This is a genomic window from Desulfobaculum sp., from assembly GCF_054921475.1.
Window position 1 is genome coordinate 1 of sequence record NZ_JBUDSW010000079.1, and the last position, 13834, is coordinate 13834.

Genomic DNA, 13834 nt, shown 5'->3' on the forward strand with positions numbered 1-13834 from the left:
CACGGGGCAACGGCGTAGCCGTCGCGCTCCTCAGCGGCCTCGAACAGGGGCTTTGCCGTCTTGAGGAAGCCCTCGTAGAACTGGAGCTTGCTGCCGGGGCTGTTCTCCTCCAGCGTGTTGAGCAGTTCCTTGCGCACGGGGAAGCTGGCCCCGGCGCTGTAGGGACAAATGGCGGTGCTGTGCTCAATGCCGTTGAGGAAACAGTAGGCCGCCGTCTCAAATTCGGACAGACGGTACAGCGGGCGGTACTTGGGGGCAAAGCCGCCCTCGGCGGGCAGGGCAGGGCTTTGGTCGCTCAGGTACGAGACATCCCAGCGCAGGGTGTTGGAGAACAGGCGGCCCACCTCGTCGTCAAGGTTGTGGCCTGTGCACAGCGCGGTGAAGCCTTCATCAAGGGCGACCTTGTTGAAGTAGTAGCGCTTGACCTTGCCGCATACGGAGCACACCGGGCGGTTGATTTTGCGCTTTACTTCGCTGATGGGCAGGCCTTCGTCGGCCATGTTCACCACGCGCAGCGGCGCGCCAAGCCCCTCGCAGAATTGTTCCACCACAGCGCGGGAGTGGCTGGAGGAATTGGGGATGGACAAATCAATGTGCAGACCCGTGACGTCATAGCCTTGCATATGTAGTTCGCGGAAGAGGGCGAGGGAATCCTTGCCGCCGGAGAGGGCGACGAGGACCTTGTCCTTGTGCGTGAACATGCGAAAATGCCTGATGGCGCGCTCCACCTGACGGGAAAAGAACAGGTTGAAGCAGTCCGGGCAGAAACCGGCGTGATGGCTGGGCAGGGCGACCTGCGCCAAACTTTTACAGCGGGAACATTTCATGGCGCTACCCCCTTGAGCCCACAAGGCGCACGGTGATGTGGTCGCCGTTTTTCAGGGCGCGGTCGGGGGTGAGCATCTCATCCCCCCGGATGATGAGCGCATCCGTGCGGCGCAGCCCCAGTTTGTTGAGCAGCCCGAGCACAGATTTGAGCTTCGGGAAGTCCTTTCGTTCATCTGTGGGTATGATATGTATATGTATCATGGATATCCTGCCTGAAATCGTACTAAAGTGATCAGGATTTGGTGTGTACAAGGAGGCGGCAACGGATGCAAGCCTTTTTCCCGGCTTTGAAATTTCACATTTCTTTTTGGCGGGATTTGTGGCTAAATATGACCAAATGCGAGTTCTGCATGTGCCAATGCCGCAAAGGTAAACATTTCGGGCCGTGGTCGTAAACGGTCCATTCCGCCCGCGGAGGGGCCATGAGCAAAAGAAAAGTCCTGGTTGTCGACGACGAACGACACATCCGCATGCTCTACCAGGAAGAGCTGCAAACGGAAGGCTACGACGTGGCGACATCCGATGGTGAGGAGGAAATCCTTACCGTTCTCGAACGCGAGGACCCGGAGGTCGTGGTGCTTGACATCAAGCTCAGCAACAACCGCTCCGGGCTGGATTTGCTCCAGCAGATCCGTAGCCAGGAGCAAAACCTGCCGGTGATTTTGTGCACCGCGTACGACAGCTTCCAGCACGACCTCAAATCCATTGCCGCGGACTACTACGTGGTCAAGGCCGTGGATTTGACGGAACTCAAGACCAAGGTGGCGGCTGCGCTAGAGAACCTGTAGCGCACCATCACTGCCGGGTTTCATCAGCCGACTCACGCGCCCGCCGGGTTGCCCCCGGTGGGCGTTCGTGGTAAGTCGCAAGGCCCATGTTTGACATTTCCCACGCCATTGTGCGCATCGCCATTATGGCGGTTCCCTTTCTGCTCGCCGTCACACTGCACGAGGTGGCCCACGGCGCAGCAGCCTACTGGTACGGCGACCCAACGGCCAGAAACGCGGGGCGGCTCACGCTGAACCCCCTCCGGCATCTGGACCCCATCGGGACGCTGGTCTTCGTGCTGACCGCTATGACCTCCGGCTTCATCATTGGGTGGGCCAAGCCCGTTCCCATCAATCCCCGCTACTTCCGCAATGTGCGGCAGGGCATCATTGTCACGTCCGCCGCTGGCGCGGCCGCGAACTTTGTCCTTGCTGGGGTGATGTATGCGGGCTTTGCGCTGATGCTGAACTATCCGCCCGCCGCCAGCGAGATGGCGTCCTTCTTCTACCCGCCGCTGGTGAATATTTTGCGCTTCGGCGTGCTTATCAACGTCATCCTTGGCGTCTTTAACCTGCTGCCCATTCCGCCGCTGGATGGCAGCAAGATTCTCGCAGAACTGTTGCCGCACAACGTGGCATACAAATACATGCAACTGGAGCGGTACGGGTTCATCATCCTTCTTTTGCTCATTATGAGCGGAGGGCTTCGGCTGGTGTTCGCGCCCGTGCTGTCGTTAATCGCACCGCTACTGCATCTGATTTAGGAACCTTGTCATGTCTCAGAACAAACAACGCATCGTCTCCGGCATGCGTCCCACCGGGGCGCTCCATCTTGGCCACTACTTCGGCGTCCTCAAGAACTGGGTTGACCTCCAGAAGGACTACGACTGCTTCTTTTTTGTGGCGGACTGGCATGCGCTGACCAGCGAATACGCCGATCCCCGCAAGATCAAGGGCTTTGTGCCCGAACTGGTCAAGGACTGGATTGCCGCCGGACTGGATCCGGAGCGCTGCGTCATTTTCCAGCAGTCGCAGGTGAAGGCCCACGCAGAACTGCATCTGCTGCTCTCCATGATGACGCCCCTTGGCTGGCTGGAACGCTGCCCGACATACAAGGACCAGAAGGAACAGCTGGCCCAGAAGGACCTCAACACCTACGGCTTCCTTGGCTATCCCGTGCTGATGACCGGTGATATCCTGATGTACAAGTCCGAGCGGGTTCCCGTTGGTCACGACCAGCTGCCGCATCTGGAGCTGACGCGCGAAATCGCCCGCCGCTTCAACCATCTGTACGGCGATTTTTTCCCCGAGCCGCAGGCCCTTTTGACCAAGGAGTCCAAGCTGCCCGGTCTGGATGGCCGCAAGATGTCCAAGAGCTACGGCAACTCCATCGCCCTCGGCGAGAGCATGGACTCCGTGCGCAAAAAGGTCATGAGCATGCTGACGGACACCAACCGCATGCGCAAGGCCGACCCCGGCAATCCGGATGTGTGCAACCTGTTCCCCTACCACCAGATTATGACCGACCCCGAGCGCCTGCCCGAAATCGACAAGGGCTGCCGCGACGCAAGCTGGGGCTGTGTGGACTGTAAGAAGCTGCTGCTGGAATCCATGGAGCACTTCGTGGAGCCTATCCACGCCCGCCGCAAGGAAATCGACGCCAATCCCGATATGGTGTGGGACATCCTGCGCGACGGCAACCGCCGCGCCGAGGCCGTGGCCGAGGAGCACATGGACGCCCTGCGCGCCCACCTGAACCTGAACTTCTAGGGTTCTTCGCTCTCGCGGCGTTTCTCGCCATTTCAGCCCCGTTTCCCGTGTGGGAGGCGGGGCTTTTTGCGTCCATCGCCCGCTGGCGCGCCGGGGGTGGGCTTTTCAAGCCGGGCGCAAGCGCATAGGGTAGAGCTATGCGAATTGCCTGTATCCTGCACGAATCACCGGAGAACCGCCTTGGCGGCGTGGAGCTTCACGTTCTTGATATGGCGCGGGCCTATTTGGCCGCCGGGCACACGGTGGATTGCTTTTATCCCCGGCCGGGGGGCGGCGCGCTTGGGGAGGAGGAGTCCCGCGTTGTGGCAGGCGTCCCTTTTCATGGTGTGGCCGTGCCGGTGCGCCCGGATTTTGCCGCGCGCTTCAAGGACGACGCCGTTGGCGCGGCAGTGGCGGACCTGGTGCTGGGCGGGGGATGCGACGTGGTCCATGTGCATCACCTGATTGGCTTTACCGGGAGTCTGCTCCACACCCTCGTGGACCGGGGCATTCCAACGCTGGTGACGGCGCATGATTCGTGGGCCTTTTGCAACCAGTGTCATCTGGTGCGCGCCGACGGGCACCTGTGCACCGAGGGGCCAGAGTGTGACGACACCTGCGCGTGGTGCCTGCTCCAGCGTGTGCCGCAGCTGGGCACTGTGCTGGACCGCGCCGCGCTGGCGCGCATGCTGGGCCTGCGGCGGCGGTATCTGACCTCCGCCTTTGCCCGTGCGGACGCGGTGCTGGCGGCGTCGGCCTATATGCGGCGCAATCTGGAGCGTGCCGGGGTGCCGGCGCAGCGCATCCATCATGTGCCCCTTGGCGTGCGCCCGCACCCGGAAGTCCCGCGCCGGGAGCGCACCGGGCGGCTTCGCGCCGGCTCCCTTGGCACGGTGACCTTCAAGAAGGGGCTGGACATTCTGCTGGACGCCATGGACCGTCTGAGTGAGGACGAGGTGAGCCTTGAGGTGCACGGGCAGGTCATCCAGCCGGACTGGTTTGCTGCCCTTGCGCCGCGCATGGACGCCGCGCCCAACGTGACCTTCCACGGGGCGTATGCTCCTGAGGATGTGCCGCAGATATTGGCCGGGCTGGATGTGGTGGTGGTTCCCTCGCGCGAGGAGAGCTATTGCCTTGTCCTGCGCGAGGCCTTTCAGGCGGGCGTCCCGGTTGTGGCGTCGGCCATACCGGCCCTTGCCGAAGCGGCGGAGGAGGGCGCCGGGGCGGCGTTCTTCCCGTGCGGGGATGCTGGCGCGCTGGCGCAAGTGCTGGAGCATCTGGCGCGTGATGCGGGCGCCCTTGCGGCCCTGCGCCGCGCAGTGCCCGCGGTGCCTACGGTGGACGACACCGCCCGGCAGGTCCTTGCGCTGGCCCGGACGCTGGTGCGGCGCGCCCGGACCTCGTCCTGACGCGCCGCTGGTGTGCTGTTTGGCTCTTCGGGCGTGGTTCTGACGCCCTGTTGTTTCCTTCCATCTGTTTCCTGCCCTAGGAGTTCTCCTCCATAATCTTGTCGATGAGCTTCCGTAGGTCGGACGACTGGCTGGCGACCTCCTGCAAGGCTTGGCGCGACTCGTCCATGCCGTCGGAGAGGGTGGTGGCGATGCTGTTGACCTCCTCGACTACGCGGTTGATTTCGTCGCTGGCGGCGGATTGCTCTTCGCTGGCTGTGGCGATGTTGCTGACCTGTTCCGCTGTGCCTTCGGCAAGGGTGACAATGGCTTCCAGTGCCTTGCCGGATTCGTTGGCAAGGGACGTTGCCTCTTTGACGGCGGTCGCCGCCTTATCCACATGCGCGGCATTGCTGCGCGTGGAGTCCTGAATGCCGGAGATGGACTGCGCCACTTCCTTGGTGGCGCTCATGGTCTTTTCGGCCAGTTTGCGCACCTCGCCAGCCACCACGGCAAAGCCGCGCCCTGCCTCGCCTGCGCGGGCGGCCTCGATGGCGGCATTGAGGGCCAAGAGGTTTGTCTGGTCCGCGATGTCGTTAATCACGCCAATAACGCCGCCGATGGACTCCACCTGCGTCTCCAGCTTGCCCATGTCGTCCTTGAGGACGCTGGCCATGGTGTGCACGGAACTGATGGCCTCAATGGCGTCTGCGACAATGCGCTGGCCTTCCACGGCGCGCTGACGCGTATTATCCGCATTTTCTGCGGCATTGGAGGCATTGCGCGCCACCTCCATGACGGTGTGGTTCATCTGCTCCATGGCTGTTGCGGTTTCGTCGAGGCGTTCCTTTTGGTCGTGCGCGCCTTGCGCCGTGAGGTCTGCCTGAGCTGACAACTCCTCGGAAGCGGTGGTGATGCGCTCCACAATACCCTCCAGTGCGCGGGCGGATTCCAGCATGCCTTGGCGTTTGGCCTGTTCGGCCATCTCGCGGGCCTCTTCGGCTTCGGCCGTGGCCTCGCGGGCGCGGGCGGCTTCCTCTTCGGCTTGCGCGCTCTTTTGCTCCGCGTCGGCCATACTGTCACGCAGGCTGCCCAGCATGGCGGTGATGGAATTTTTGAGGGTGAGGAGTTCGCCGTGAAAGCGGCCCCGCAAGGTGGCCTCGTGGTCGCCCTCGGCCACACGTTCGGCATACTGGACCAGCGTGCCCACCGGGCGCTTGAGCATAATCCACATCAGCGCCGAGATGGTCGCCAGCGCGCCAAGGACAATAACAAAGCCCAAGAGCGCGGTGATGTTGAGATTGGTGTTGATGGCGTGGGCAAAGCGTTCGTGGCGGCTGTCCACCTGCGTCTGCACATCGTCCATGTAGACGCCCATGCCAATGACCCACCCCCACGGGCGGAAGAGCTTCACATAGGACAGCTTGGGGAAGTCCCCCTCCTGACCGGGCTTGCTCCAGTGGTAGTCCACAAAGCCTTGCCCTTCTTCGCGCGCAACGTCGGCAAACTCCACAAACAGATGCTTGCCCTTGGTGTCCGTCATGTCCCCAAGGGGCTTGCCGTTCAGCTCCGGTTTGACGGGATGCATGACCATGCGCGGCTCAAGGGTGTTGATCCACAGATAGTTGCCGTCAGCCAGACGCATGCCACGTATCTGTTCCAGCGCGGTCTGCTTGAGTTCCTCCGTGATGTCCTCCACCCACGCGCCTGTGCCGACAATCCATCCAAGTTCCGGAATGAGCTTGACGTACGAGACCTTCTGCTTGGGCGTCTCTTCGCCCGGCTTGGCCCACAGATAATCCACGGTGCCTGCGCCGGACTCGGCGGCAACGCGCGCCATTTCGCGGAAGAGGTGCTTGCCGTTGGGGTCGGTGGCGTCTGAGAGGTCCTTGCCATTGAGGTCCGCGCGGATGGGATGGGCAATCATGCGGCCATCAAGGTCCGTAATCCATAGATAGTTGCCGTCGTCGTAGCGCATGCGGGTGATCATGGCGGTGATGCGGGCTTTGGCTTCGGCAAGGGAGGCCTCGGCTTCGACATCATGCAGGGTGTTTTGCAGCAGGCTGTGCACCGTCTCCACGATGGGGCGCAGCTCCGCGACCTTGTCACGCTTGAGGGCGGCAATGTCTTTGGAGCGGGCGTGGATTTCGTCCACGGTGGAGATGGCAAGTTGGACAAGGTCGCGCAGTTTGGTGCGCTTTTCCATAATGATGGCGGCGCGCGTCTCTTCGGACTGCTCGGTGGCAAAGCCGCGCAGGCCGTAGGAAATAGCGGTGTAGAAGAACAGCCCCTCAATAATGAGTGTGGCCGCCACTACAAGCAACATTTGGACGACGATGGATTTGCGCATGAGATGGTCCCCTAGCTTGTTGGACGATACAGCTCCTCAAATCATATCAGGTTTACATGAAATTGCATCACCCTGACGCGAAAACCGTTTGCGCGCGGCAAAAAAGAACGCCCTCCGGCTGGCGGCCGAAGGGCGTGTGATGTCGCGAGGAAGCCGCCTTAGCGGCGCAGCAGGTAGCGGCGCACAGCGCGGTTGTGCTCGCGCAGGGTGCGGCTGAACTTGTGGGTGCCGTCGCCCTTGGAGACGAAGAAGATGTACTTGTGCTGTTCGGGCCGCATGGCGGCTTCAAGCGCCGGGCGGCCGGGGGAGCAGATGGGGCCGGGGGGCAGGCCCTTGTGGCGGTAGGTATTGTAGGGATTGGACGAGTCGCGCAGGTGCTTTTTGGTGATGTTGCCGTCAAAGGCGGTGCCAAGACCGTAGATGACGGTGGGGTCGCACTGCATTCGCATGCCGCGGCGCAGACGGTTGGTGTACACACCTGCGATACGGGCGCGCTCGGACGCGGCGGCGGTTTCCTTCTCCACCATGGAGGCCAGCGTGACGATGCGTTTGAGTTCATCCGCTGGCGGCGGCCCGTTGGGCCAAAGATGGTTGCCGGCCTGCTCCCAAAAGGTGCTGAGCATGGTGCGCACAATGGGGGCTGCGTCGCCGCCGCGTGGGCGGGGGATGAGGTAGGTTTCCGGGTAGAGGAAGCCCTCGGCGTTGTCGAAGGGAATATTGTAGCTGCGCAGCAGGTCCTTGTCGTGGATGGCTTTTTCAAAGCTCTCGGCGGTTGTGAGGCCGGATTCCTCTACCACGCGGGCGACCTTCCACCATGGCAGGCCTTCGGGGATGAATAGCTTGTGGAGCATGGCGCGGCCTTCGGTGAGGGCGTCCAGCACCTGCCGGGGCGTCCAGCTGGAATGCAGGCTGAACTCACCGGCCTTGATGGACTGGGCTTTGCCCTCAAGGCGGGCCAGCAGACGAAAGCGCCATGCGTCGGTGATGACGCCGTTGGCCTGAAGGGCCGAGGCGGCTTCGTCAAATGTTTCCCCCGGGGTGATGTGGACCACCACCTCGCGGCCCGGCGTTTCGGCCGGGGTGTGCAAAAAGGAGTGCGCCTGCCACAGAAACCAGCCTGAGACGGCGCAGAGGAAAACGGTGAGGGCAGCGCATGCGATCAACGTTCTTTTCATGCTCATGCGTCGCGTTTCTCCTGTGCGAGGTAGCTTTCAAGGATGCGGACGGCGGCTTGCTGGTCCAGCACGGTTTTGCGTTTTTTGCGGCGCAAGCCGACTTCCTTGAGTTGTTCTTCGGCCTCTACGCTGGAGAGGCGTTCGTCCATGTAGTGGATGGGCAGGTCCGTGCGCCGGGCAAGGCTGGCCTTGAAGTTGTAGACCTGCCGGGTGATGAGCGTTTCCTCTCCGTCGAGGGACAGGGGAAGGCCCAGCACGATGGCGGTAACATTTTCCTTTTCCAGTATTTCGGACAATTCCGCAAACAGTTTGTCCCTCGTGGTGCGCACGATGGTCTTGTAGGGAAAGGCCATCATGCCCAATCCGTCGGTGAGGGCCAGTCCGACGCGTTTGAGTCCAAAATCAATGGCGAGAATGCGCATGCGTGTTTTTTCCGGTTAACGGTCTGGCAGGGCGGGCATGCAAAGAGGGGGAACGCGGTGGCCGTGGTGAAGCGGTGTGCGCTTCACGCGCGGGGCGCGTTGCCCCCTCAGTCATATGCAGGTGCGCTCTGCGGTCAGGACTCCGGGTGGGAGTCCGCCACGTGTTGCCCCCCGGCGGCTGGGCCGCGCGGGGCTGTGGTTAGCCTTTGCTTAAGGTCACAGGACGCACGCCGGGGCGCGGGTCGCTGTTTCCTATAGCGGAGAGCAGTTCTTTTTTCCACTTTGGCCCGCCGAGGCGCTCGGCCATGTACTCCAGCGTGTGGATGACGCGGTGGGCGTCCTTCATGGCGATGAGGCTGCGGCGGATGCCGATGCGGCAGGACGGGCAGCCCACAACGATGGGGCGGTCCGCCGGGTAGTCGCGCAGGTCGCCGGTAAGGCGCTGCTGCTTTTCCGCGCGCAGTTTGTTGTACAGCGCGGGGGTGGTCATGGCTCCCATGCCGGACTCGCCGCAGCAGCCGGGGGAGATGTTCACCGTGGTGCCCGTCAGCTCGGCCAGCGCTTCGGCGTAGCGTCCGGACGCCTTGGTGGCGGGCACGCCCGACCATTCAGCATGGCACGCCGCATGGTACAGCAGTGGCGCGTCGTCGGGGGCGGCCGCGTCCAGTACGCGGGGGGCGGCCTCCATGACGTACTGCGTCACGTCGCGGTGGGTCAGGGGCGTGGTGAAGGTTTCCAGATGGTATTCCTTGAGGCCCTCGCGGCAGGTGCCGCATGCCGTCAGCACGTGCTTAACGGACAGTCCGGCGTCGGCGGCGGAGCGCACAAGGTCGGCCAGCCGGTCGATATTGCGCGAGCGGTTGGCGTTGAAGGCTTCCTCGCAGCCTGCGGTGATGAGCGGATAGCCGCAGCACATGTGCTCCGGCGGCAGCACCACCGAGGTGCCGGACTTGAGCAGCAGATACAGCCCGGCAAGGCTGATGCTGCTGCTGAACAGGCCGCCGCCGCACCCCGGGAAGTACAGCACAGCGCCGCCGTCGGCGGTGTCCGTATCCGGGACGAAGAAGGAGCCTTTATTCAGGCGCAGTGCGTCCCCAAGGTGCTGGAAGCCAAGGGACGGGCCCTTGCCCTGGAACATGGGGTTCTCCGCCCGCTTGCGCCATGGCGCGGGGATGAGGCCCACGGTGCGGTTGGTCATGGTCTGGCCGATGGCCGCCATTTTGGCCGCGCGGGGCACCCTGTTCGTGGGATTCTTGGCAAGGAAGTGCAGTACCCGCGTCTTGAGCGGATGCCCGCCCGCGCCCTTTTCCTCAAGGAAGGTGCGCATGTGCAGGGTGACTTCCGGGGTGTTGATCTTCACCGGGCACACGGCCATGCATTTGCCGCAGGCGGTGCAGTGGTCCACCAGCTCGCGCAGCTTGTCCATGAGGTCGCGGTCCGGCTCGCCGCCGGTCACCTGCGAGTAGTAGATGGCCTCAATGAGCGCGCCAAGGCTGATGTTCTTGTTGCGCGGGTGGTGGATGAGCGAGCGCGTGGGCGTATACATCGGGCAGACCTGTTTGCACTTGCCGCAGCGGGTGCAGGTCTGGATGTTGGTGAGCATGCTCATCAGCCGCTCTTTATCCGCAAGGCCGGTGTTGCCGATGTCCTCGATGAGTTTGTTGAACGAGAACGTGTAGGTCGGCGCGGCCAGCTTGCGGGTGGTGAGCTTGCTGGGGTTCAGGATGTCCTTGGGGTCCACCTGCTGTTTATAGTCAGCAATGGCCTTGATGCGTTCTTCCGGCAGGAAACCGATTTTGGTGATGCCGATGCCGTGCTCGCCGGACACCACGCCGCCCATGCTCATGACGGTATCCGCCACGGCGTGGATGGCTTCTTCAGCAAGGGCCAGCATCTCGGCGTCGTTGGAGTTGACCGGGATGTTGACGTGGCAGTTGCCGTCGCCCGCGTGCATATGGTTGGCAATGACGATGCGGGTGGCGCGCATGTGCTCGAAGATGGCGTCCATTTCTTCCGACAGGTCGCTGTAGCGGCTCTTGAGGTCGCGGAAGAAGTAGTAGGCCTGCACTTCAAGTTCCTGATCGGAAATCTCGCTGTGGGTCACCTGACTGTTGATGATCTTGGACGAGAAGGTGAACTCCATGTTCAGGAACTTGTCATCCACGCCAATGCCGGGCAAGCGGCCAACCTCCTGCAGGGCGCGGCGGTAGGCCTTGGCCATGTAGATAAGGTTCTGCGCCTCAAGGAAGTCCGAGAACTCGGGGATGACGTCAATGGGGATGACGATATCCTCGTTGATCTTAAAGCCCGACGTCCGCTTGGAGATGGCGGACAGGCGGTGGCGGTCCTCCCAGAAGACTTCGGCCTCGCGGGGGTCGCGCGCGGCAAAGACGTCCACATCGTCGTAGGGTTCCACGATGTCGATGATGCGGCGCGCGGCGTCCTCAAGGGCGTTTTCGTCGTTGGAGTCCAGCTGCATGATGAGCACGGAAATGGGCTCGCCCTCGTAGCGCATGGACTTTTTGGTGTACTCGATGGCCTGCACGTATTTGCTGCCGAACTCCTCAAGGGCGGAGATCTTCACCAGGTCGCCTTCCTTGCGGATGGCGTCGCGCAGTCCCACCACGTCCTTGATGACGTGCATGGCCGGGCGCATGGTGCGGCCAAAGAATTCCAGACACAGCACGCGGGAGTGGGCCATCTGGTCGTAGCAGGTAAAGCAGGCTTCGGTGATGATGCCGTCCACGCCTTCTTTCTGTACGCCGGGCAGGCCGCCGAGGAACTTGTTGGTCACGTCCTTGCCGAGGCCTTCGGCGCGTACGTCCGTGCCGGAGAGCGAGACGGTTTCCATGACGGAACCCTGCTCGCTCAGCACTTCAAAGACCGCCGTTTCATGCGGCATAATCTTGTGGCGCGGGTGGTCCTTGCGGCGGACCTCAATCAGGTCGCCCGCAGGCAGCACCATTTTGTAGGACAGGATGTTGTCGATGGTGGTGCCGTATTCAAAGGCAAAGGGACCGCCCGAGTTCTCGGACACGTTGCCGCCGATGGACGATGCGCTCTTGGAGGCGGGGTCCACGGTGAACAGCAGGCCCTTTTCTGCGGCGGCTTTGATGGCGTCGATGGTGATGACGCCGCTCTGGCAGCAGATGGTCTTGGCCTCGGTGTCGATGTCCAGCATCCGGTTGAGGCGGGCGAGGCTAAGGACCACGCTGCGCCGGCGCGCGGGGATGGCGCCGCCGGTGAGGCCGGAGCCGCCGCCGCGCGGGATGAGGGAGAAGTTCATAGCCCCGGCCAGACGCACAAGGTCGCGGACCTGCGCGGTGGTTTCGGGCAGGGCGACGAACATGGGCAGTTCCATACGCAGGTCGGTGGCGTCGGTGGCGCACTCCACGCGGGAGTTGGGGCGCGTGTCCAGCGCCTCCGGCGGCAGGAACTGCGCGGCCCGGCTGGTGACCTCGTCCTTGAACTTTTGGTCGTCCTTGAACTGGTTCCAGAAGCGGAACATGCCCGTTGCAAGCACAGAGGAATATTCCTCGGACAGGGCAAGTTTGGCGCGGCTGAAGGATGCCTGCGCGCTTTTCCAGACCATTTCGGGGTCGATAAAGGGATTGTAGCGTATCAGAAAAAGCTCTGCGGCGAGGTCCAGTGCGGTCTCTCGCACGGCCTCGGGCCATCTTCTGAATTCCTTGTAGTCCAGCCCCAGAACGCGCGGAACAAGGCGCTCTGGCGGAATGGAAATGTGGGGTCCTTTGTAAGGCATTGCGGAACACCGGTTTGTTGGGGTTGTTTGTGGAGCCAGACAGTATACGGACGGTGCTTTTCAATGACAAGTCGGGTTTTTTATCCATTTTTGCGGGGGGAAAAGCATGGGGCGGGGCGTGCGTGGCGGGCAGGGCGCAGGCGGGCGCAGACGCGCCGTGGCAAAGGCGCACCGCGCGTGGTAGAGTGGCAGGCAAGCGGCGCAAAGCGCCGCGCCGGAGCGAAAGGAGGAGCCTATGCGAAACGGTTCCCAGAGCCTTATGGGACTGTATGCGGTGCTGGCCGTGCCGTTTGTGCTCAACGACATCGTCAATATTTTCGTGACGGACTACCGGGTGTGGATTGGCATCGACTACATCTTTGTCAAAGCCCTGCCCATCGTCATCCTTGTGTGGGCGGCGGCGCGGGGGGTGGTGCGCCCCGAGGACCTTGGCCTGCAGCGGCTTACGCCGGCGCTCTTTGTCTTTTACGCGCTGGGGATGAGCGTTGTGGGGATTTTGCTGGATACGTGGGGGCTTGCTTTTTTTGAGTCCCTTGTTCCGGGCGGCAAGCTGGGCAGCGTTCCGGTGATGGAGGGCACGGCGCTAGGCGCAGTGGACGCCACCATCGGGCTCTTTTTTGTGGGCGTTGTGGAGGAGGTCATTTTCCGCGGGCTGGCGTGGACGGCCATTATGCGGGCCACGGGCGCGCCGGGGGTGGCTGTGGGGCTTTCGGCCCTTGTATTCGGCGCTATCCATTGGTCCCTTGGGCCTGCCGCCGTGGCGAATGCCGCCGTCATCGGCGGGGTGTTTTCGCTGTGCATGTGGCGCACGGGGAGTGTGTATCCGCTTATCATTGCGCATTGTATCGTGGACGTATTGTACTTTGGCGGCGCGTAGCCTGTGGGGCGGCGCGCCAGCCCCTGCCGCCGCTGTGCGGAGCAGACCAAACCACCCGGAGGTGCTGTGTCAGTATTGCGGCGGCTGATAAGCCGTGTTCAGAGTGTGCGGCGTATGGCCGCCCTTGTCCGGCAGGACAGGGCCGTCGCATGGCTGGGACCAAGGCGGCGCGTGGTGCTGGTGCACCAGATGGGGCGCGTTGGCTCCATGAGTGTGTATGCCGCCCTTCGCGCGGTGCCGGGCGTTCTGCCCGTGCATGTGCATTTTTTATCCCCCACCATGCGCGAGGCTGCGCGGCGCGAGGCGCGGTCCGCGTCACGTCCGGTGCCGGACCATGTGCGCGAGGGCGCGCTTGCCGCGTGGTTTGTGCGGCGCAACAGAACCCAGCGTGAAGCGCTGGTGGTTACACTGGTGCGCGACCCCGTCGCCTTTGTGCTGTCGGACCTTTTCCACAACGAGGTGGCGGCGACCGTGCGCGCGGAGAATGGGAAGCAGGCAGGCCCAGAGGATCATGC

The 13834-nt window shown here is 62.8% G+C and carries 12 protein-coding genes; 6 read left to right on the forward strand and 6 right to left on the reverse strand.

Annotation, left to right across the window (positions count from 1 at the left end; translation table 11 throughout):
- On the reverse strand, positions 1 to 827 hold an 827-nt coding region (locus tag ACY69P_RS07045; protein WP_462326987.1), incomplete at its 3' end, for an ATP-binding protein.
- A 4-nt stretch (positions 828 to 831) separates the two neighbouring features.
- Positions 832 to 1029: a hypothetical protein gene (locus ACY69P_RS07050; protein WP_404845904.1), complete on the reverse strand. Its 198-nt coding sequence runs from the start codon at positions 1027 to 1029 to the stop codon at positions 832 to 834.
- A gap of 221 nt (positions 1030 to 1250) precedes the next feature.
- Here ACY69P_RS07050 and ACY69P_RS07055 point away from each other — a divergent pair, with 221 nt between their 5' ends.
- From ACY69P_RS07055 to ACY69P_RS07070, 4 genes are all read left to right on the forward strand, one after another.
- Complete coding sequence (locus ACY69P_RS07055) at positions 1251 to 1616, forward strand: response regulator (protein ID WP_404845903.1); 366 nt, start codon at positions 1251 to 1253, stop codon at positions 1614 to 1616.
- Between the two features lie 86 nt (positions 1617 to 1702).
- A complete protein-coding gene (locus ACY69P_RS07060) occupies positions 1703 to 2359 on the forward strand; it encodes a site-2 protease family protein (RefSeq protein WP_459898415.1) in 657 nt (218 codons plus the stop codon).
- A 10-nt stretch (positions 2360 to 2369) separates the two neighbouring features.
- Complete coding sequence (trpS, locus tag ACY69P_RS07065) at positions 2370 to 3365, forward strand: tryptophan--tRNA ligase (protein WP_404845901.1); 996 nt, start codon at positions 2370 to 2372, stop codon at positions 3363 to 3365.
- 137 nt (positions 3366 to 3502) lie between these two features.
- On the forward strand, positions 3503 to 4753 hold the full coding sequence (locus ACY69P_RS07070) for a glycosyltransferase (protein WP_462326988.1): 1251 nt from the start codon (positions 3503 to 3505) through the stop codon (positions 4751 to 4753).
- A 76-nt stretch (positions 4754 to 4829) separates the two neighbouring features.
- On the opposite strand, the gene ACY69P_RS07075 is transcribed toward ACY69P_RS07070, so the two are convergent.
- The 4 genes from ACY69P_RS07075 to ACY69P_RS07090 all read right to left on the reverse strand — a co-directional run bounded on the left by ACY69P_RS07075 (position 4830) and on the right by ACY69P_RS07090 (position 12442).
- The gene (locus tag ACY69P_RS07075; protein WP_462326989.1) at positions 4830 to 7082 is read right to left on the reverse strand and encodes a methyl-accepting chemotaxis protein; all 2253 of its coding nucleotides are present in this window, start codon (positions 7080 to 7082) and stop codon (positions 4830 to 4832) included.
- A 158-nt stretch (positions 7083 to 7240) separates the two neighbouring features.
- The gene (gene mltG, locus ACY69P_RS07080) at positions 7241 to 8263 is read right to left on the reverse strand and encodes an endolytic transglycosylase MltG (RefSeq protein WP_462326990.1); all 1023 of its coding nucleotides are present in this window, start codon (positions 8261 to 8263) and stop codon (positions 7241 to 7243) included.
- Entirely contained in the window at positions 8260 to 8679 is a 420-nt protein-coding gene (gene ruvX / locus ACY69P_RS07085; protein WP_404845897.1) for a Holliday junction resolvase RuvX, read from the reverse strand. The genes mltG and ruvX overlap by 4 nt, the downstream gene beginning before the upstream one ends.
- 199 nt (positions 8680 to 8878) lie before the next feature.
- Entirely contained in the window at positions 8879 to 12442 is a 3564-nt protein-coding gene (locus ACY69P_RS07090) for an FAD-binding and (Fe-S)-binding domain-containing protein (protein ID WP_462326991.1), read from the reverse strand.
- A gap of 235 nt (positions 12443 to 12677) precedes the next feature.
- Here ACY69P_RS07090 and ACY69P_RS07095 point away from each other — a divergent pair, with 235 nt between their 5' ends.
- Positions 12678 to 13319 carry a CPBP family intramembrane glutamic endopeptidase gene (locus ACY69P_RS07095; RefSeq protein ID WP_462326992.1) on the forward strand — a complete coding sequence of 214 codons (642 nt, stop codon included), beginning with the start codon at positions 12678 to 12680 and terminating at the stop codon, positions 13317 to 13319.
- 66 nt (positions 13320 to 13385) lie between these two features.
- A partial coding sequence (locus tag ACY69P_RS07100) for a hypothetical protein (RefSeq protein ID WP_462326993.1) occupies positions 13386 to 13834 on the forward strand: 449 nt, incomplete at its 3' end.

What these genes read in the sequence shown, in the direction of transcription:
- ACY69P_RS07060 (WP_459898415.1), top strand. Translation starts at nt 1,703, where the DNA reads ATGTTTGACATTTCCCACGCCATTGTGCGCATCGCCATTATGGCGGTT.
- ACY69P_RS07095 (WP_462326992.1), top strand. Translation starts at nt 12,678, where the DNA reads ATGCGAAACGGTTCCCAGAGCCTTATGGGACTGTATGCGGTGCTGGCC.
- ACY69P_RS07070 (WP_462326988.1), top strand. Translation starts at nt 3,503, where the DNA reads ATGCGAATTGCCTGTATCCTGCACGAATCACCGGAGAACCGCCTTGGC.
- ACY69P_RS07050 (WP_404845904.1), bottom strand. Translation starts at nt 1,029, where the DNA reads ATGATACATATACATATCATACCCACAGATGAACGAAAGGACTTCCCG.
- ACY69P_RS07075 (WP_462326989.1), bottom strand. Translation starts at nt 7,082, where the DNA reads ATGCGCAAATCCATCGTCGTCCAAATGTTGCTTGTAGTGGCGGCCACA.
- ACY69P_RS07055 (WP_404845903.1), top strand. Translation starts at nt 1,251, where the DNA reads ATGAGCAAAAGAAAAGTCCTGGTTGTCGACGACGAACGACACATCCGC.
- ACY69P_RS07090 (WP_462326991.1), bottom strand. Translation starts at nt 12,442, where the DNA reads ATGCCTTACAAAGGACCCCACATTTCCATTCCGCCAGAGCGCCTTGTT.
- trpS (WP_404845901.1), top strand. Translation starts at nt 2,370, where the DNA reads ATGTCTCAGAACAAACAACGCATCGTCTCCGGCATGCGTCCCACCGGG.
- mltG (WP_462326990.1), bottom strand. Translation starts at nt 8,263, where the DNA reads ATGAGCATGAAAAGAACGTTGATCGCATGCGCTGCCCTCACCGTTTTC.
- ruvX (WP_404845897.1), bottom strand. Translation starts at nt 8,679, where the DNA reads ATGCGCATTCTCGCCATTGATTTTGGACTCAAACGCGTCGGACTGGCC.